13 protein-coding genes are annotated in these 21,374 nt (G+C 36.1%); 10 read left to right on the top strand and 3 right to left on the bottom strand.

All coding sequences use genetic code 11. The features are described from left to right. The first annotated feature begins 140 nt into the window (after positions 1-140). The 5 genes from IWB18_RS10325 to IWB18_RS10305 all read left to right on the top strand — a co-directional run bounded on the left by IWB18_RS10325 (position 141) and on the right by IWB18_RS10305 (position 8,057). Entirely contained in the window at positions 141-1,427 is a 1,287-nt protein-coding gene (locus IWB18_RS10325; RefSeq protein WP_195683547.1) for a 3-isopropylmalate dehydratase large subunit, read from the top strand. Between the two features lie 12 nt (positions 1,428-1,439). After that, a complete protein-coding gene (locus IWB18_RS10320; RefSeq protein ID WP_195683546.1) occupies positions 1,440-1,964 on the top strand; it encodes a 3-isopropylmalate dehydratase small subunit in 525 nt (174 codons plus the stop codon). 191 nt (positions 1,965-2,155) lie between these two features. Then, a complete protein-coding gene (locus IWB18_RS10315; protein WP_195683545.1) occupies positions 2,156-2,989 on the top strand; it encodes a Cof-type HAD-IIB family hydrolase in 834 nt (277 codons plus the stop codon). A 329-nt stretch (positions 2,990-3,318) separates the two neighbouring features. Then, positions 3,319-6,840 carry a pyruvate:ferredoxin (flavodoxin) oxidoreductase gene (gene nifJ, locus IWB18_RS10310; RefSeq protein ID WP_195683544.1) on the top strand — a complete coding sequence of 1,174 codons (3,522 nt, stop codon included), beginning with the start codon at positions 3,319-3,321 and terminating at the stop codon, positions 6,838-6,840. A gap of 89 nt (positions 6,841-6,929) precedes the next feature. Next, complete coding sequence (locus tag IWB18_RS10305; RefSeq protein WP_195683543.1) at positions 6,930-8,057, top strand: hypothetical protein; 1,128 nt, start codon at positions 6,930-6,932, stop codon at positions 8,055-8,057. A gap of 34 nt (positions 8,058-8,091) precedes the next feature. On the opposite strand, the gene IWB18_RS10300 is transcribed toward IWB18_RS10305, so the two are convergent. Next, positions 8,092-9,765, bottom strand: coding sequence for a glutamine--tRNA ligase/YqeY domain fusion protein (locus tag IWB18_RS10300; RefSeq protein ID WP_195683542.1), 1,674 nt, complete (start codon positions 9,763-9,765; stop codon positions 8,092-8,094). 267 nt (positions 9,766-10,032) lie between these two features. Between IWB18_RS10300 and IWB18_RS10295 the strand changes: the two genes are divergently transcribed. Continuing rightward, positions 10,033-11,373, top strand: coding sequence for a DUF1576 domain-containing protein (locus IWB18_RS10295; RefSeq protein ID WP_195683541.1), 1,341 nt, complete (start codon positions 10,033-10,035; stop codon positions 11,371-11,373). 4 nt (positions 11,374-11,377) lie between these two features. On the opposite strand, the gene IWB18_RS10290 is transcribed toward IWB18_RS10295, so the two are convergent. Beyond that, positions 11,378-13,264: an ABC-F family ATP-binding cassette domain-containing protein gene (locus IWB18_RS10290; protein WP_195683540.1), complete on the bottom strand. Its 1,887-nt coding sequence runs from the start codon at positions 13,262-13,264 to the stop codon at positions 11,378-11,380. Positions 13,265-13,295: 31 nt separating this feature from the next. After that, a complete protein-coding gene (locus IWB18_RS10285; protein ID WP_195683539.1) occupies positions 13,296-14,591 on the bottom strand; it encodes a DUF2254 domain-containing protein in 1,296 nt (431 codons plus the stop codon). 195 nt (positions 14,592-14,786) lie between these two features. On the opposite strand from IWB18_RS10285, the gene IWB18_RS10280 reads away from it, so the two are divergent. The 4 genes from IWB18_RS10280 to IWB18_RS10265 all read left to right on the top strand — a co-directional run bounded on the left by IWB18_RS10280 (position 14,787) and on the right by IWB18_RS10265 (position 21,211). Further along, a complete protein-coding gene (locus IWB18_RS10280; protein WP_195683538.1) occupies positions 14,787-15,473 on the top strand; it encodes a DUF2179 domain-containing protein in 687 nt (228 codons plus the stop codon). A 41-nt stretch (positions 15,474-15,514) separates the two neighbouring features. Next, on the top strand, positions 15,515-16,897 hold the full coding sequence (locus tag IWB18_RS10275) for an MFS transporter (RefSeq protein WP_195683537.1): 1,383 nt from the start codon (positions 15,515-15,517) through the stop codon (positions 16,895-16,897). A gap of 179 nt (positions 16,898-17,076) precedes the next feature. Next, positions 17,077-18,894: an HD domain-containing phosphohydrolase gene (locus IWB18_RS10270; protein WP_195683536.1), complete on the top strand. Its 1,818-nt coding sequence runs from the start codon at positions 17,077-17,079 to the stop codon at positions 18,892-18,894. Positions 18,895-19,021: 127 nt separating this feature from the next. After that, entirely contained in the window at positions 19,022-21,211 is a 2,190-nt protein-coding gene (locus IWB18_RS10265) for a methyl-accepting chemotaxis protein (protein ID WP_195683535.1), read from the top strand. Positions 21,212-21,374: the final 163 nt, after the last annotated feature.

The raw sequence follows: 21,374 nt of genomic DNA, 5'->3' as shown, positions 1-21,374 counted from the left end.
ATTCTCATTATAGGATTTATGGGATAATAAGTCACGGGTATTTTAAAAGATGTATAAATCGGTTTTAAAATAGTTGTAAAAAATATATAATCATAGTTGTAAGTCAAAGATCAACGTTAATTCAGAAAGAGGAGAATAAAATGGGTAAAACTATAGCAGAAAAGATATTCGATGCGCATAGAGTTAATGAACCGTTTCCAGATACTCATGTTTTAAGACTTGACAGAGTATTTTGTCACGAGATCACAACCCCTATCGCAATAACAGATTTGATGGCAAGAGGAATGGACAGAGTTTTTGATCCTACTAAAATAAAAGCAGTCATTGATCATGTAACTCCGGCAAAAGATTCCAAGACTGCAGAACAAGGCAAGATTTTGAGAGAATGGGCCAGAAGAAACGAAATCAAAGACTTTTTTGATATCGGAAGAAATGGTGTTTGTCATGCGATATTTCCCGAGAAAGGTTTTGTCAGACCTGGTTATACTGTAATTATGGGTGACTCACATACATGTACACATGGAGCATTCGGGGCATTCGCTGCAGGAGTGGGTACTACCGACCTTGAAGTTGGAATTTTAAAAGGAGTATGTGCTTTTCACTTCCCTAAAACCATCAAGTTCGAGCTTGAAGGCAAACTTAAACCGGGAGTCTATGCAAAAGATTTGATATTGTTCATTATAAATCAATTGACAGTCAATGGTGCAACAAATATGGTAATTGAATTTACAGGATCTGTCGTGGATGAAATGTCAATGGAATCACGAATGACTTTATGTAATATGGCTATAGAAGCTGGCGGCACCAGTGGCATTTGTTACCCGGACATGGTTACGGTAGATTATTTGTGGGAATTTATTAAAGACGAATTTGATTCAAAAGAAGCTGCACTTGAAGAGTATTCAAAATGGAAATCCGATGACGATGCTGAGTATGAAAAGATATACAAATTAGATATTTCGAATTTGGAACCTATGGTAACATTCGGTTATAAGCCTGATCAAGTAAAATCCGTCAAGGAAATGGAAGGAACCAAAGTCGATCAGATTTATGTTGGTAGCTGTACCAACGGACGTATTGAGGATTTGAGAATTGCAGCCAGCGTTCTAAAAGGAAAAAGAATCAGCGATGATGTTCGGGCGATAGTGAGTCCGGCCACACCAGCAATTTATTCGATGGCTCTAAAAGAAGGACTTATAGAAATTTTTCAAGATGCAGGTTTTTGCGTAACGAATCCAACTTGCGGGGCATGCCTGGGAATGAGTAACGGAGTATTGGCTGATGGAGAAGTTTGTGCATCGACCACTAATCGTAATTTCAACGGCAGAATGGGAAAAGGTGGCATGGTACATCTGATGAGCCCTGCAACTGCTGCTGCTACGGCAATCGAAGGCAAAATAGTAAACTCTGAATTGTATCAAGGATAGGTGGTGGAATAAATGAAGAACTTTAAAGGAAAAGTTTTATTTTTGGACAGAAGCGATATCAACACTGATGAAATAATACCTGCAAAATACCTTACTGAAATAACAAAGGAAGCTTTGAAACCTTATTTGTTGGAAGACCTTTCATTGCCGGGATTTGACAACACTGATGATATAAAAGGTAAAACCGTTGTAATAACCAGAGAAAATTTTGGTTGCGGATCATCGAGAGAACATGCTCCTTGGGCTTTGGAAGTCAACGGAATCAACGTAGTATTGGCTGAAAATTTTGCTAGGATTTTTAGACAAAACATGTACAATTGTGGAATGTTTGCTATAGACCTTCCAAAAGAAAAAATTGATTTCCTGTTTGATAATTATTCAGGGGAGGACACAACTATAGAAATCGACCTGGAAAAGGATCTAATACTTGTCAGTTCGCCCAATAAATCAGACGTAATAGAATTCAAGGTTGGAGAATTTGATAAAACTCTTGTCAAAGAAGGCGGATGGATCGGTTACGCTGATAAAAATTATTAATTTCACCTAATTGGACCTGCATATATTTTGCAGGTCTTTTATCAATATATTCTTTTTACATTTAAAAATAGGATGTGTTCTAAAAGTTTCTTTTTAAAGGACAAATCGCCATATTAAGCTTTGGTATGATTATTGATGCCTATAGTGTGATATAATTGATTCAGAATATTTAAGAATGGAAGGAAAATAATATGAATCAACACTTGGTAGCCTTTGATCTGGATGGAACCTTGTTAGACAATGACCATAGTATATCATCGGAAACAATAATTTCCATAAACAAGATTCAAAATCAAAATAATTTGATCGCAATTGCAACAGGCAGAAGTTTTTCTGCTTGTAAATTATATGCCAATCAAATCAATGCAGATTACATAGTTGCCTGTAACGGTGCCATGATTTATGATGTAAATCAGAAAGAAATAATAAAAAAGACTCCGATCCCTAAAAATACTGCTATCGATATTTTAAATCAACTTTACGAACATAACGACAAATTGAAAATACAATGGGATAGTTTTGATACTTATTTTTCAAATAACCTGTTGCCATTTGAAGAAAATTACATAAATGTTTTCAAGAGGGAATATCCCGATGAAGTTTTCAATATGGCAATAATTGAATCTAGAGATAAAATCATCGAGTACAATTTTGATGATATTTATCAAATATTTACATATTCTTTGATCAAACCCCATACAGAATATTTTCAAGTGCTGGACAATCTTAAATCATACGAAGATCTTCATTATGTAGATTTTAAAATGAGCTACACGGATATAACTCATAAAGACGTAGACAAGGGAACAGCCTTGGGATATATTGCAGATTTAAACGGTCTAGACTACGAAAATGTCGTAGCCTTCGGCGACAGCTACAATGACAGGACAATGTTGGAATATGCCGGTATTTCAGTAGCTATGGGGAATGCTGATGAAGAAATAAAAAACATTGCTAAAAACGTAACCAAAGCAAATAGTGAAGATGGCGTTGGAGACTTTTTAAAACATTATTTCAAAATGTAATTTGTATTGTATTGTATTTTTATTTAACAATTGACGGGTTTTGTTTATTGTAAAAAAACATAAGAAGTATAAAATGCTCATAATTATAAATTAAAAACGATAAAATATTAATGTATTTTTCAAAAAGACATACAAAAAGAGTAAAAGTATGTGTATAATATACCATATATACAATATAAAACATATGGTATTGTGTGTACATAGTTCAATGTACCTGTAATCCTATATACAATATACAATCCCTATGTTATAATCAAAAAAATCAAAACAGGATTTCTGATTGATTTTTTGGTATTTTAAATATCTTTTGATAATAAGGAGGTTCATTCATGGCAAGAAAAATGAAAACAATGGATGGTAACACCGCAGCAGCTTATGTTTCATATGCTTTCACAGAAGTAGCTGCAATCTATCCAATAACCCCTTCGTCTACGATGGCAGAATTGGTAGATGAGTGGGCTGCAAAAGGACAAAAGAATATTTTTGGTGAAACAGTTGACGTTGTTGAAATGCAATCGGAAGCCGGTGCAGCGGGAGCGATGCACGGATCATTGGCGGCCGGAGCATTGACAAGCACTTATACCGCTTCTCAAGGTTTGCTTTTAATGTTGCCCAACATGTACAAAATTGCAGGAGAATTGCTTCCAGGAGTATTTCATGTAAGTGCCAGAGCAATAGCTGGACACGCTCTGTCTATTTTTGGAGATCACTCTGATGTTATGAGTGCAAGACCTACGGGAGTTGCAATGCTTGCATCAAACAGTGTTCAAGAAGTCATGGACCTTGGCGGAATTGCTCACCTGGCTTCAATAAAGACCAGAGTTCCATTCTTGCATTTCTTTGATGGTTTCAGAACTTCACACGAGGTTCAAAAAATCGAACAGATAGAATACGAAGAATTCGCACAACTTCTTGACTTTGACAAGGTACAGGAATTTAGAGATAGGGCTCTAAACCCAGAGCATCCTGTAACAAGGGGTACGGCTCAGAATCCTGATATTTTCTTCCAAGCTAGAGAAGCTTTGAATCCTTTCTATACAGATATTCCAGATGTGGTTGCGGATTACATGAAAGAAATCGGCAAATTGACAGGTAGAGAATACAAGCCTTTTGACTATTATGGAGCAGAAGACGCAACAGATGTTATTGTAGCAATGGGTTCAGTTGTTGACACTATAGAAGAAACAGTTGATTATTTATTGGCAAAGGGTGAGAAAGTAGGCGTAATCAAAGTTAGACTTTACAGACCTTTCTCTGAAAAATACTTCTTTGATGTTCTTCCAAAAACAGTTGAAAGAATTGCTGTTTTGGACAGAAGCAAGGAGTTGGGAGCACCTGGAGAGCCGTTATACGAAGATGTAAGATCATTGTTCTACGGAAAAGAAAATTCTCCTGTGATCATAGGTGGAAGATTTGGTCTAGGTTCAAAGGATACTACGCCATCACAAATATTGGCAGTATACGATAACCTAAGATCCGATTCTGCAAAGAACGGATTTACAATAGGAATAGTTGACGATGTAACCTTTACTTCATTAGATGCAAATAAAGTTATCAATACTACACCAGAAGGCACTATCAGATGTAAATTCTGGGGTCTTGGATCTGATGGAACTGTAGGAGCCAATAAAAACTCCATAAAAATCATCGGTGATAAAACAGACATGTACGCTCAAGGATATTTCTCTTACGACAGTAAGAAATCCGGTGGTGTTACGATTTCACACCTTAGATTCGGTAAAAAACCTATCAAATCTACCTACTTGATCGATGAGGCAGATTTTGTTTCATGCTCAACTCAAGCTTATGTAAATCAGTATGACATGCTAAAAGGTTTGAAAAAAGGCGGAACTTTCCTGCTGAACACAGTTTGGTCAAAAGATGAACTTGAAGAAAATCTTCCTGCTGAAATGAAAAAATATATAGCTGATAATGATATTGAGTTTTATATCATCAATGCTACGGACATAGCACAAAATATCGGACTTGGAAATAGAACCAACATGATCATGCAATCTGCATTCTTCAAGCTTGCCAAGGTAATCGATATGGACAAGGCTGTAGAGTACATGAAAGAAGCAATCAAAAAATCTTACGGCAGCAAAGGTGATGCAATAGTAAACATGAATAACCAAGCTGTAGATGAAGGTATTAAGTCATTGGTCAAAGTAGAAGTTCCTGAAGATTGGAAAAATGCTTCTGAAGAAATAAAAGCTGAAGCGGACGAGCCTGATTTCATTAAAAATGTTCTCAGACCTATGAATAGACAAGAAGGTGACAGCTTGCCGGTTTCCACATTTGTTGGAAGAGAAGACGGTACTTTCCCGCAGGGAACTGCAGCTTACGAGAAGCGTGGTATTGCAGTAAATGTACCAGAGTGGCAAATAGACAACTGTATTCAGTGTAATCAGTGTTCTTTCGTGTGTCCTCATGCAGCTATAAGACCATTCCTGATTACTGAAGATGAAATGAAAAATGCACCGGAAGGCTTCCAGGCAAAGAAAGCCATGGGTAAAGGTTTTGAAGATTATCAGTACAAGATCCAAGTTTCTGTTCTTGATTGTACTGGATGCGGAAATTGTGCAGATATTTGTCCTTCAAAAGAAAAATCATTGATAATGAAACCTATAGGTACACAGCTTGAAGAAGCTAAGAACTGGGAATTCGCATCAAAACTTCCTATCAGAGACAAAATTACTGCTGTAACTAACGTTAAAGGCAGTCAGTTTGTTAAACCATTGCTTGAATTCTCCGGAGCTTGCGCAGGTTGTGGAGAAACTCCATATGCTAAAGTTATAACTCAACTTTACGGAGATCGAATGATGATTGCGAATGCAACCGGATGTTCATCTATCTGGGGTGGATCAGCACCTTCAACTCCATACTGCACAAATGCAGAGGGCAAAGGTCCTTCTTGGGCTAACTCATTGTTTGAAGATAATGCAGAATATGGCTTTGGTATGGCGATTGCTGTAAAGAAAAATAGATCTGCGATTGAAAATGCACTTAACCATCTGGTTGAATGTTGTGACAATGACAATCTTAAAGCTGCTGCCGATAAATGGATAGAAAACAAAAAAGACGGAGAAGGTTCTAAAACAGCTTCGGTTGAACTGCTTTCAGCACTTTCAGAAGTCAAATCATCTTGTGAAGATTGCAATAAGAGCATCCAGACCATTTTGAACTTGAAAGACTTCCTGATTAAGAAATCAGTTTGGGCTTTCGGTGGTGACGGCTGGGCATACGATATCGGATTTGGTGGTCTTGACCATGTAATAGCCAGCGGTGAAGATATCAACATCATGGTGTTTGATACAGAAGTATACTCAAACACTGGAGGACAGGCTTCCAAGGCAACACCGGTAGCTGCAGTCGCAAAATTTGCTGCCAGTGGAATGAAAAATAAGAAAAAAGACCTTGGTAGAATTGCAATGACATACGGAAATGTATATGTAGCTCAGGTAGGTATGGGAGCGGACAAAAACCAATTTATGAAAGCTCTAATGGAAGCTGAAAACTACGACGGTCCGTCATTGATAATTGCCTACGCTCCTTGTATCAATCACGGCATCAAAAGTGGAATGGGCAAAACTCAGGAGCAAACAAAATTTGCTGTTGAAACAGGATACTGGCATTTGTACAGATACAATCCTGATCTTAAAGAACAAGGCAAGAATCCATTTGTTTTGGACTCGAAAGAACCTACAAAGTCATTCCAAGACTTCATAAGAAGTGAAGTTAGATATACGTCACTTCAAAGATCATTCCCGGCTCTGGCTGAGCAACTGTTTGCCAAAGCGGAAATGGATGCAAAAGAAAAAATGGAAGTATACAAAAAGTTAGCTGAATAATCTACTATTACAGGCCGGGGCGTATTAATGCTTCGGCCTGTTTAATATTTTTCGAATTCAGCCGATATGAAATACAAGGAGGTGATTTCGTGGATATCAAAAGAGTTGTAAGTGAATACCTGAATGACACCATAGTAAGAACGTATAAAAATTTATCCGTAGATAAGGCAGAAGCGGCAGAACATGTAAACAAGATAGATGAATACTTGGAAACAGGAGTAAAATCAAAAAAAGAAAAAACAGAAATTAAGTCGCAAAAATCGATTGAAGTCGACGAAAGAGCCAAGGTCCAGGATAGAAAGGACAGTACAGCAGTTTTAGAAAAGAAAAATACGGATGTATCACATAAATTAACAAAAATCAAAGATTCGATCAACTTATCCGGCAAATTTAAACTAAATATCAATATATTGAAAACTTTGGAAACTGAATTGGCCAATGGAAGAAAACTTAAGTTTTTATACCCGGAAGAAGGCCACATATATGAAAATGAAGTTATTGAGTTGGTGCTCAATGATCAGCAATTATTAAATATAAAAGATTTCAAATTTGAGATACCAAAAGAAATATTGATGGAGTTTATAATTCTGGATGATAAAAATTCTGTCAAAAATAATTTAGGCAACAGCAAAACAATATCAAGATTTTCCCTTAAGTTAATTAACGAGACCGACATTTCAAAAGAAGAAATAATTGGTTTGGTTAAAGAAAAACTTGCAAACCTATTTAATAAATCTTTAAAGAGTAGCGGATTGCATTATAATAAAAATCTTTTGAAAAATGATATTGACATTATAATAATACTAAGAAAGGGGGATGGAAAGGGTATCCTGTTAAATGGGAGGTCTGTTAACAGGGATGAAAACCTGCTTGAATATATATCAAAAGGATCTACAGCAAATTTACAGCACAATATCCCCAAACAGGATATTTATAAGGGATCACACCATGTCACCTTGGAGGTACATTTCAAGGACAATATCAATAACAGTTATTTGATAGGACTGAGTCAAGGGACGATTGCATTTTTGGATGACAATGCAATCAAAAAAATTAAGGGAATAGACAATAATTACCAGTCTTCCAGCTTGTCAGGGGTACCATATGTTTTAAAGATGATCCAAAAGCAATCTTTAAATTTGCAGTCAAAAAAATATATAGTTGCTTTGATCTTGTTGACAATTATTTTTATTTTTGCCTTTTTCTTCATAAAATAAAAACCGGACTCCCTAACGAGAGATCCGGTCATATTTACTTGATTTTCCATGAACTTTTCAAATTGACAGTTAGGTTAAATACAGGTTTATCCTTGCTTGTGTACTTGGGGTCTACCGAGAAATAACCATGTCTTACAAACTGGAATCGCTCTGAATTTTTTGCATCCTTCAAGTATACTTCAGCAAAACCATCCTTAACATTCAAAGAATTTTCATTTATTGCACTTTCATTCGTTGTTTCAGAATCAGGATCTTCTTTTAGCAGGTGTTCAAATAATCTAAAAGTTGCGGGTTGATTTTCGCTGGCGCTGACCCAATGTAAGGTCCCTTTTACTTTTCTTCCTGTAAAACCTGAACCTGATTTGGTTTCGGGATCATAAGTACAATGGATCTCAGAAACCCGGCCATTATCATCTAGGATATAATCGTGACATTTGATGAAATAGGCACCCATCAGTCTGACTTCATTTTCTGGATACAATCTATGGTATTTTTTAGGTGGTTCCACCATAAAATCGTCTCTGTCAATATAGATTTCCTTGGTGAAAGGGATCCTACGGGTACCCAGACTTTCATTTTCCTGGTTATTGGACATTTCAAGCCATTCGAGATGATCATCAGGCAGATTTGTTATTACGACCTTGACAGGATCTAAAACAGCCATGCACCTTGGTGTAGTTGTTTTTAAATCATCGCGAATAAAGTGTTCAAACATTGCAATGTCAACTGTGCTGTTGGATTTAGCAACACCGATCTCATCGCAAAAATTTTGAATTGCTCCAGGTGTTACACCTCTTCTTCTTAAACCTGCGATTGTCATTAATCTTGGGTCGTCCCAACCATCGACAACCTGGTCGTCTACTAATTTTTTTAAGAAACGTTTGCCTACTATGGTATTGGTCAAAAAAAGTTTTGCAAATTCAATCTGTCTTGGATGTTCGTCTTTAAAATCTTCGATATTTTCAAGCACCCAATTATAAAATGGTCTGTGATCTTCAAATTCAAGGGAACAAAGGGAATGAGTAATTCCTTCGATAGCATCTTCTACAGGATGTGCATAATCATACATGGGATAGATGCACCATTTGTCACCTGTGTTATGATGGTGGGCTCGCATGATCCTGTAGATTATTGGATCTCTCATGTTAATGTTCGGACTTTCCATATTGATTTTAGCCCTTAATACTTTTGAGCCATCGCTATATTCTCCATTTTTCATGTTTTCGAAAAGTTTAAGATTTTCATCAACAGTTCTATCTCTATATGGACTGTTTTTTCCAGGCTGTGTCAGCGTACCTCTGTATTCTCTAATTTCTTCAGGTGACAAATCGTCAACGTATGCCAAACCCTTGTTTATTAACTCGACTGCGTAAAAATACATTTTATCAAAATAATCTGATGCGTAAAATAAACGGTCTTCCCAGTCTGCTCCCAACCATTTGATATCCTCTTTTATGGATTCTACATATTCTACATCTTCTTTTGAAGGATTTGTATCATCAAACCTCAAATTGAATTTACCGTCATATCTTTTAGCGGTATTGTAATTTAGCAATATTGCCTTGGCATGGCCTATATGAAGATATCCATTTGGTTCGGGGGGAAATCTGGTATGAACCCTGTTGTCGGTAAAGGTATTGTTTTTTATATCTTCATCTATCAAATTGTAAATAAAATTAGAAGACGTTTTTAAGTTTTCTGATTCCACGTTATCTCTCCTTCATGTAATATTCTTTTCATTTTACCATAAACCGAGTTTCATTTGTATAAAAAAACAAAAGAACAACGGAGTACAAAAGGAACGATCATTTTTGTTTCAGCATAATTTAAAATAAATATATCAGATTAGTAACATTACATTAAAATCTAGTAATTTTATGTGTCAAGGATACAATGGAAAACGGTCACTCACATAATATAATAATCATGTCAGATAACATAAATATTAAATTAACAAAGATGAAAGGTTGATAATATGCAGAAGAAAAACAACAAAATCTTTGAAATCGATGACACTGTCGCAGTAAGCAATTTAACTGAATGCAAATACAGCACAGTAATAACGAAAATTGCCGAAGAGAAGAATCACTTGTATAATGACTTTAAATACCAGATCATTACGTTGATAACGATATTTCTTTTTGCATCAGCTTTTATTTTCAACACTCCGAGTGAAATAGTTGAAGGCATGAAAGCCATACTTGTTTCACCAAGTACTTTGGTTACGGATTATTTTTTAATTTCAAATATTGGGTCTGCGCTGTTTAACAGTGCCGTAATCACGTTTGTGGGCATTTTTCTTGCCAGAGTAAACAAGGTAGAAATGAATGGTGCATTAATGGCGGCGCTTTTTACACTGGCGGGATTTTCTTTTTTCGGAAAAAACCTATACAATACTTGGGGAGTACTGGCGGGAGTTTATTTATATTCCAAGTTTAGAAATGAAGCTTTCAACAGATATTTGATTATGGGATTATTTTCAACTGCGCTGGGTCCGTTAATAAGTTGCATAACATTCGGATTGAATTTAAATATTTATCTGGGATTTATAATTGGAAATTTAGCGGGAGTGATCGCTGGTTTCGTCATACCGCCGCTATCTTGCCATTTCTTGATTTTTCATAAAGGGTTCAGTTTGTATAATATCGGTTTTACTGCAGGGATAGTAGGGATGTTTTTTATGGCTGTATTAAGGGGATTGGGTTACGAAATAGAGTCGACAGTCAGAGTCATTACAGGTATGAACAGGCCTTTAGGCATATTTTTATCCATGCTATTTCTACTTTTGCTATTAACAGGCATTGTTCAAAGCAGATTTAAAATAAAAGAAATCAAACTTTTATTGAAAAAAACCGGTAAACTTCCAACAGATTTCATGTCTGATACAAGTATCGGAATAATACTAATAAACATGTCTTTACTGGGATTCATGTCGATGGCTTATGTAATTTTGTTGGGTGGCAATTTCAATGGCCCGGTAATAGGTGGAATATTTACGGTAGTGGGCTTTGGCGCATATGGAAAACACATTAAAAACGTAGTGCCGATCTTTATAGGAGTTTACCTGGCGTCAATTTTTAACGTGTATGACGCAGGCTCCACATCCGCACTTTTAGCGGCATTGTTCGGCACTACATTAGCTCCCGTGGCAGGGCATTTCGGCCCTTTATATGGGATCATTGCCGGTTTCTTTCATATGTCAATGACTATGAATGTGTCTTATCTCCACGGGGGAATGAATTTATACAACAATGGTTTTTCAGGAGGATTTGTTGCAGCTGCCCTCGTACCGTTGTTTAATGCTTTACGAAAATGAAATATCAATTATTGAAGCTCCGAATTAGTTCGTTGAGGTATTCTTCACGCTCTAATTTTTCAAGGAGCTTATTTTCAAGAGTTTCTTTTTCTATTGCCAGTTCCTGTAGTTTTACAAAATCAGTTGAATTTTTGGAGAGTTCCAAATCCAAGATAGCGATCTGTTGTTCAAGGGAAACCATATCTTCATGCAAACTGTCATATTCTAATTGCTCCTTGAAACTTAGCTTGTTCTTTTTTCTCGCTGTTCTAGGTGTCGCCGACTCAATTTTGTCTGATGACGACTGTTCTGAAACAGTAGTTTTCGACTCATTGATATAATCAAAATAATTTCCGGTATGTTGAGTGATGAGACCTCCTTCTCCAAAAACAAATATCTTGTTTGAAATTCTATCCAAGAAATATCTATCGTGAGAAACAGCTATGACCGGTCCTGAAAATTCATCAATGTAATTTTCCAAAACCTTTAAAGTGTCAATATCAAGATCATTTGTAGGTTCGTCCAAAACCAATACGTTTGGTGAATTCATCAAGATCTTCAATAAAAACAGACGTCTTTTTTCACCGCCGGACAGTTTAGAAATCATGGTGTACTGTTCCGCAGGAGTAAAAAGAAAATTTTCCATCATTTTTGATACGGTGATTTTTCTTCCCTGAGTGTCAGTGACAAATTCTGCTGTCTCTTTGACGTAGTCGATAGCTCTCATTTCAGGTTTCAAGTCTTCTGATTCTTGAGAAAAGTATCCAATCTTTACAGTATCGCCGACTTCGATCTTTCCCAGATCCGGTTTGATCTTTTGAGTTATGAGGTTGAGCAATGTTGATTTGCCTGCACCATTTTTTCCAATAATTCCAATCCTGTCTGTTCGTTGGAATGTATAGCTGAAAGAATCGATTACTTTATTTTCGCCATAAGATTTTGAAACTTCGTGAATTTCAATAATTTTTTTTCCTAATCTGGTAAATGCTGAAGAAATCTCCAATTCGTTAGAAGCCGTTTGATCAAGGTTTTCTTTGATGGTATCAAATCTTTGTATTCGAGCCTTTTGTTTTGTAGTACGAGCTTTGGCCCCGCGTCTCATCCATGCTAGCTCTTTTTTATAGAGATTTTCAAGTTTTTTGGCTCTCGCTGAATCGAGATCGGTTCTTTCCAATTTTTTTTCCATATAATATGAATAGTTTCCATCATATGAGAAAAGATCACCGTTGCTTAATTCAAAGATCCTATCTGAAACCCGATCCAGAAAATATCTATCGTGGGTGATCATGATCAAAGCACCTTTTCTTGCTTTTAAATACGTTTCCAACCAATCTATCATCTCATTATCAAGATGATTTGTAGGTTCATCTAAAATCAGTAGGTCGCAAGAGTTTAACAGGGAAGACGCCAGTGCGATCCTTTTTCGTTGGCCACCTGAAAAGTGAGACATGTTCTTATCAAATTCAGTGATGCCGAGTTTGGTTAATATCGTCTTTATTTGGCTTTCCAAGTCCCATCCGTTCATTCTGTCGATTTTTTCGATCAATCCTGTCAATTTTCGTTGTAATTCTTCATTGTTTGGATATTTTGAAATTTGATACAGGACATCTTCGTAATCACGAATTGCTTTTATTATTGGAGTATCGGACTTGAAAATCTGTTCAATGACTGTCGTATCATCTTGGAAATCCGGATCTTGAGGCAAATATTCTATTGTGATTTTGTCACTGGCCTTGATTTCGCCTTCATATGATTTTTCAATGCCTGCTATTACTTTAAGTAATGTTGATTTACCTGTTCCGTTTAATCCTATCAATCCGGTTTTTTCTTGATTTATTGTGAAAGAAATTTTGTTGAACAGTACTTTTTCACCGTAAGAAAGACTTAAATTTTCTGCTGATAATATGCTCATTGTTTCTCCTTTTTTTTAATTATTCTGTGGTTTATACTTCTGATGAAAATGTCTTGATGTCGTTTAAATATTTCTGCAATTTTATCCGATCAAGGTTGTTTTCGTGTTGAGGTGAAGATTTGTCAAATATATATTGAGCAAACGATTTTATTTCGTTTATATTATTTTCGTTAGTGGAGCGAAGTATTGTATCCAATGATTCAAATAATGCCGATACAACGGAGATGTCTGATTTCCCGTAATGAACTATCTGGTGAAAAGTGTCATAAAGATCTCTTTTGAAGACAAAGTCCTCGTAAATGACCTTGCCTTTCATAGTATTATTTCTTAACAATTTAAATCCTTCGCCGTGTTCACCTATGCTGCCTAAAAGCACGCCTAGGATCCTTATGCAGTGAATAGCCGTGTTGGGATCGTTAATACCAGGTGAAATAGCTCTTAAGGCTACTTCAACAATTTTTTGTATTGAAAATTTGTAATCACTTAATGTCATTTTTTGATCTGTTAGAGTCATGCAGTCGTATATTTTCTTGTCAAATTTTTCTTCAAGATCCTCTTGTGAATGGTAGTATACCGTAAACATGATCGTATTTTTGGATATAAAATCACCAATAGTGCATCTTACTACGATTTTGCAGTCTATATCCGCGGTTAGTTCCATCAGCGTCTTAAAATCAATAAGTTCGATGTATCCGGAAGTTTCGGAACTGACATCGTAGCTGTTTGGATATTGGTCGACATCGGAAGAGTCTGAGTAATTATTTTTAATGCGATAATTTATAGCTTTTTCAATCATGTCTGAAGATTTGTCATACAGCTTGTTAATGAGTTTTGAGGCCTGAATGGATGACGAGACCGTGTAAACGAATTTAATAAAGTACGCTATACAGACGATGGAATAGATAACTGCTATGGATGCGGATATAACCATTGCATTGGAAAGAGTGGTTTCCATAAAAAAAAGTGCAGATATGCAATAAAAAAATCCACCTACAAAAATCCCCAAAACTTTCATGGTTATTCTATCAGTCAAAAAATTTTCAACTACACGCGGTGAAAAATTTGAAGAATAGGTAGTAAGAACTACCATTATGGTTGAAAAGGTAAAAGTGGTTATCGTAAGCAAACTACCAGCCAGGATTGCTAAAATATTTCTGGCCAAATCTACACTGGTCAAAAATATTTCGGGAATAAAACGAATTATGGGTATGAATCCTGTATCGATCAATATTACTATTATTGCAATAAAAAAGGAAATCGATACTGTTCTGATAAGGTAAATCCAAATTTTGTTGTTTTCATATAGAATTTTCAGTTTGTGTAGCATAGATACCCCTCCCATAAATCTCTCTTAAGGTGATTATAACATTTTTTATAGCCTTTTTATATATTTTGGCAGTTGGTATAATTTGGCAATTGTTATTTAAATTGGCAAATATAAATAGCCAAAGTCTGAATTTTATTGTAATCATTTCATTGAATATGTTAACATTATAAGTACGCTAAGGAAGGAGTGATCAGCGTGAAAGAGATAATTTTGATTTTGGTCATGCAACTTGTTTATGTACCTGTATTTACACTTAGAACACTATTTTTAGTGAAAAATATGATTGCAGTTGCCTCGGTGCTGGGCTTTGTAGAGGCATTGGTATACGTTTTTGGATTGTCGCTGGTCTTCACCGGAGATCAGACCACATTAGCGATGATTGTTTATGCAGTTGGTTTTGGCGTGGGAATATTGTTGGGTGGTTATATAGAAAATAAATTGGCGATAGGATACCACAGTTTCACTGTTAATCTGTTAAATAGAGATCAGGAGCTCATAGACAGATTGAGAGAAGAAGGATTTGGGGTCACTATTTATCAGGGCGAAGGTAGAGACAGTTTGCGTTACAAACTGGAGATACTGACAAAAAGAAGCAGAGAAGATGAATTGGTATCAATTATACATGATTTTGAACCGGGTGCTTTCATTATCTCATATGAACCCAGAAAGTTCAAAGGGGGTTTCATGGTCAGTACCATGAAAAAAAGCCAGAAAAGATTTATGGAACGTAATAAAAACCAGGATGAATTATCGGAACCAAGCAGTGAAGAAGAGTTTAAAGACGAAAAAATAGAAGAAAATCAAACTGTGCAAATTGATGATGATAATAATTCAGAAGTCGATCTTTTAAATCGTGAACATCAAGACAAGAATATTGAATAGAAACCAATAATTAGTTTGCTTATTCCAGGAGGACATAATTTATGACGGATCAAGATATTCGAAAACGAAATTTTATTTTGGCAACGACGTTGCTGGGAGCATTTTGGAGCGCATACAATACCACTGCAGTAAACGTGGCGGTTCCTGCCATCACTCAGGAATTTGGAGCTTCAACAACTTATACAAGTTGGATCATCACCTCTACATTGTTGGTGACATCGTTATTTGTGTTGCCCATCGGAAAATTATCTGATTTGTATGGGCGAAAGAAGACATTGCTGATAGGATCGGTAATAATGACAGCTACTTCGTTGTTATGCGGGATTTCTCAATCAGTCACCATGATGATCATATTCAGGGGTATTCAAGGAATCGGAGGCGCAATGATGGCGGCTACGGTTGTTTCCATAGTAAGCGGAGCCTTTCCGCACGGAAGCAGAGGAAAGGCTTTGGGAATAAATGTGGCCTCCACATACATTGGTCTATCGGCCGGTCCTTTTATTAGTGGCATGATAGTCAAGTATTTTTCATGGAGAGGGATATTTTTCTTGTCGATTCCCCTTGGATTATTATTGATATTCATGATTTTAAAAATCGATGCGGAATGGAAATCAAATGAAAAGATCAAAATTGATTACTTTGGAGCGATTCTTTATGGCATTGGAATCTTGGGATTGATATGGGGACTTACCAATTTCAATAGCATGAGTGTTGGTAAAATAGCATTTGGATCAGGCCTTGTAATTATGATTGCTTTTGGATTCTACGAAGTGAGAACCGATGACCCGCTACTTGACATCAGGGCGTTAAAAGTTAACAGAGTATTGGTGTTTTCAACTTTGGCCTCATTTATTAACTACAGTTCCACTTATGCAATCAGCTATATGATGAGCCTTTATCTTCAATACGTAAAAGGTCTTGATCCACAGTATGCAGGTATGGTACTTTTGATTCAACCTGCTTTTCAAGCTGTATTTTCTCCGCTGGCTGGAATATTGTCCGACAGGGTGGACCCACAATACGTTGCTTCGGTTGGAATGTCGATAATTGCTGTTAGTCTCTTTCTTTTGAGTACGTTGGATCTTGCAACGAATTTGATTTTTATAGTGATCCTGTTAAGTTTGATCGGATTGGGGTTTGCATTATTCAGTTCTCCCAATACAAATTCTATAATGAGTTCCATGAATAAAAATCAATATGGAGTCGCATCAGGAATACTCAGTACAGCTAGAACAGTTGGCCAATCGTTTAGCATGGCGGTCACGGCCTTGATAGTTTCCGTTTATCTGGCAGACAACAGTATAACCGCATCAACTACTCCGGATTTTGTTCAAAGTTTTAGATTGACATTTATTATATTTGCTGTTTTTTGTGTCGTCGGCATATTTGCATCTTTGGCACGTGGGAAAAGAGACATAGTTTAATAAGTATTTTTAGCACCATGTTAAATATTGATTTAGCATGGTCTTTTTATGTGATAAAATATACATCAGACATAGATTTATAATCGTGCTGCCAAGTTCAGCGCTAATCGATGTAAAAGCAGTCATTTCAAGCCTTCTTGTACTTATCGGAGAAACTATCGAAGAGATGAGGTTGATTTATGAAAGACATTTTTGTCGAAACCAAAGATGAGATCAAAGATCATTCAAGATTTAGAGCTCTTATGGATAATAGTCCAAGTGGGATAGTAATATTTGACGAAAACGGTGTATTCCTTGAAATATCCAAATCTGCATCGGAAATCACAGGGATAAAAAAGGAAGATCTTATTGGTAAAAGTTTCCTGGATATACTAACCGAAATTCAAGCCGATGAGTTTTGGCAGTTGATATCCGATTTAAAGAAAAATTCAAAATCAATAGAAAAAATCAATACGCTGTTATTGGATCAAAAGGAAAAAATTATTGAAAGTCGGTTCTTTAAAATTGGATCAAATTCACTTGGAGAAGGTTTTCCTGTTTTTGGATCAGTATTTAATGATGTCACTGAAAGAAAACAAATCGAAGAGGATCTGTACAATGAAAAAGAACACTTTAAAACGACTTTGTTGTCAGTTGGCGATGGGATAATCACAACGGATAACAAAGGCAGGATCATAGTAATGAATCCAGTTGCGGAAATGCTTACAGGATGGACTATTACAGATGCAAAAGGGAAAAATGTCGGAAAAATATATAAAACAAAAGATGGACTGACAAATAATTTTTGCAAGAATCCTGCAAAAGATATTTTGGAGACGGGCCGTATGACGGAATTGAGTACCGATACATACCTAATATCCAAAACATCGAGGCAGATACCGATAGAACACGAAGCAGCCCCGATCAAGGACAGCAGGGGGAATATAACCGGTTGTGTACTGGTATTTAGAGATTATACCGAAAAAAAGGAAAAACAATCTCAAATTGAATACCTCAGCTTCCATGACTATCTTACAGGATTATACAATAGAAGATATATGGAGGATGCAATCAAAAGACTGGACACGAAAAGGAATTTGCCTTTTGCTGTAATGATACTTGACATTAACGGATTGAAACTTACAAATGATGCATTTGGTCATGAAACAGGAGATCTGCTTCTAAAAACGGTAACTTCCATCATTAGGGAATCGTGCAGATCAGATGATATTATAGGCAGGATGGGAGGAGATGAATTTCTAATACTTTTCCCAAATACCAATGAGCAAGAAGTGAAATCAATACAGGAAAGGATCAATTTGAGAGCATCTGAAACTCGCGTAGATTCGATAATCGTGTCAATCGCTTCAGGTTACGCTGTTAAAACAAATAAAAATCAAGATATGACAAACGTACAAAAGGAAGCTGACAATAATATGTATGCAAACAAAATACGAAACGGCAAGTCAATGAAGGTAGAAACTGTCGAAAATGTTTTGAAAAATGTATACGATAAATATGAAGTGGAAGAATTGCATACCAGAGAAGTTTCGAGATATTGCGAAAAATTTGCTCGAGTTATGGGTATGAAGAAAAAAGAAATTTCAGATATAAAATTAGCTGGCCTTCTGCATGATCTAGGCAAAATAAGTGTACCAAGGGAAATATTAAATAAAGAGACATCCATTACAAAAGAGGAACACCTTCAGGTGGAACGTCATCCGGAGACTAGTTATCAAATTTTAAAAAGTGTAGAGGAATTCGCACATTTGGCGGAAATCGTCTTGTATCACCATGAAAAATGGGATGGAAGTGGTTATCCCGAGGGTCTTAAGGAAAATGAAATTCCTTTAATGTCTCGAATGATGGCAATAGCCGATTCATACGATGCGATGATTTCAATGCGCCCGTATAAAACAGCAAAATCAAAAAACGAAGCAGTGGAGGAACTTGTTAAATGTGCAGGTTCTCAATTTGACCCTCATTTGGTAGAAATATTTATAAGCAACGTATTATAATGATTAAGAAATTTTTATGATCATAAAAAATCGAATTGTGTATTAATAATTTATAATTAGAACCGATAGTATACTTGTAAAGCCGTATACTATCGGTTTTTAAATATTAAAATCAGGCGGTGACAAAATGTTGTTCAAGAACATGACTTACAAATCAAAAATTATATTCGGTATCAGCCTAGCTACCATATTGGTAATGGCAGCGACAAATTTGTCTTTATATTTCAATATGGAAGAAACCATACGGGACGAAGAAAGAATGAGGTTGAATAATATTGCCAAAACTATCAAACTTAAAGAATCAGCCTTGATCGATGAGGCAAAATCAGCAGTTCTTGCCGTAGCTGGAAATAAGGAAGTACAGAAAGCATTTGCAAATAGGGATAGAGAAGCATTGATCTATATGCTTGAAGGATCATATTTGTCTATAGAAGATAAAATAGCGCAGTTTCAGTTTCACTTGCCGGACTCAACCTCTTTTTTAAGACTCCACAATCCGGAAAAATTTGGTGACAGTTTAAAAGATTTCAGATTTACAGTCAATGAAGCTAATGAAACTGAAAAGATGGTTTCAGGAATAGAAGAGGGCGTAGGTGGTTACGGTTTCAGAGTGGTCGTTCCCATTAAATACGAAGGTGTACACCAAGGGACAGTGGAAATGGGTGCGGATATCGGCGAATCATTTCTACTGGGAATAAAGGAAAGCTTCACCAATGGCGATTTCTATTTGTATTCCATAAAAGAGTCTTTGGTTTCTTCGGATGACGGTAAGGAATCAAAATGGATAGCTTCTACTTCAGAAGAAGATCCATTTATTGTCGAAGAATCCGATTTGGCAAAAATCAGGGAAAATAAAACTGTTGTCCTGAACCTTGACAAGATAAACGTTTTGCTTATTCCAATGACTGATTACAAAGGTGAAGTTACAGGTTATTACAAGGGAGTGTTTGATAGAGGTGCTAACGTTGCGACACTTGCCGGTATTTTATTAAAGGTTGGAATTTTTAGTTTTATGGGCATAATCACTATAATTTTAATTACCTATTTGATTTCTAAAAAGATATTTAGTGAAATCGAAAATTTTCAGGATATGTTTTCAAAATTGGCTTTGGGCGACTTGAGAGTCAAATATCCTATAGAAAAAGTGAATTGTTCTGAAATTATGGATTGTGGTGTAAGCGACTGCCCTGAATTTAAAAAAGATGGTGTTCTGTGTTGGTTTGAAGTCGGCAGTTATGCCCCTCAATACGGAAAGACGGTACATTGCCCTAAAATAATCAACAAGGAATACGAATCATGTCATCAGTGTAAGGTCTACAAGAAAGTAAATAAAAATGAAATGGATACCTTGGGAGCATGGTTCAATAATTTTGCAAAAGAGTTGAATAGATTCATGAGAAAAATTTACGATATATCACAAGATCTTTCTGCGTCAAGTGAAGAGTTACACGCTTCTGGTACTGCTATAGCCATGTCTGCAGAAGAAGTCGGAAATTCTATAGAGCAGATGGCATCAGGTTCTCAAGAACAATCAGCTCAAGCTGAAGAAACTTTGGAAATAACGAAACTGCTGGCAAATGATATCACTGATATAAAATCAAACTCTGAAAAAATGGGTGAACAGGCAAATACCGTCTCGGAAAGTCTGGAACAAGGAGATAAAGAAATTGATATTTCTGTTATCAGAATAAATGAGGTCAAAGAAAATTCTACACAAACAGCAAATAACATCGAAGAATTAAGGGCTTCTTCTGAAAAAATAGGTGAAATAATCGGATTGATAAGTAATATTTCAGACCAAACAAATCTGTTGGCACTAAATGCTGCCATTGAAGCGGCTAGAGCCGGAGATGCTGGCAAAGGATTTAGTGTTGTTGCAGAAGAGGTAAGAAAATTAGCTGAAGAATCTTCTGTTGCCGCTGATGAGATTTCAAAACTTATTAAAACGATCCAATCAGAAGTTTTGGAAGCAGTAGAGAATATGAATAAAACTGAAAATGCGGTATCTACAAGTGTTAGATCCATAGAGGGTGTAAAATCCTCTTATGGGGTAATTAGGAAGGCCAGCAGTAGATTGGAATCCTTGATAAAAGAAATTTCTGAAAAAACAATCAAGATTTCTACAAACAGCAATCAAGTCGAAAGATCTATCAATGAAATTGCCATAGTCAGTGAAGAAGCTGCTAGAAGCGTACAAGACATAGCGGCACAAGGCCAAGAACAGACAGCATCAACCGAGGAAATAGTTAGCTCATCGGAAGCGTTGTCAAATATGGCTTCTGAACTGGTGGAAAGTTTAAATATTTATAGATGGTGAAAAAAGTCATCTTTGGTTCACAGAATCAAAGATGACTGTCAATAACTTGAGAAAATGTCTCTTTTTTTTAAAGTAATTATCGTTAGAAAATGTCTCTTTTTCAGTCTGTCTCATATTAAATTGAGACAGACTGTTGTTTTTCAAAGAATAATTCGTAAAGAAA

Origin of the sequence: Alkalibacter mobilis, assembly GCF_015594845.1 — a bacterium.
GTDB lineage: Bacteria > Bacillota > Clostridia > Eubacteriales > Alkalibacteraceae > Alkalibacter > Alkalibacter mobilis.
The sequence above is the reverse complement of the archived record's forward strand: the minus strand, read 5'-3'. Positions and strand labels throughout refer to the sequence as shown.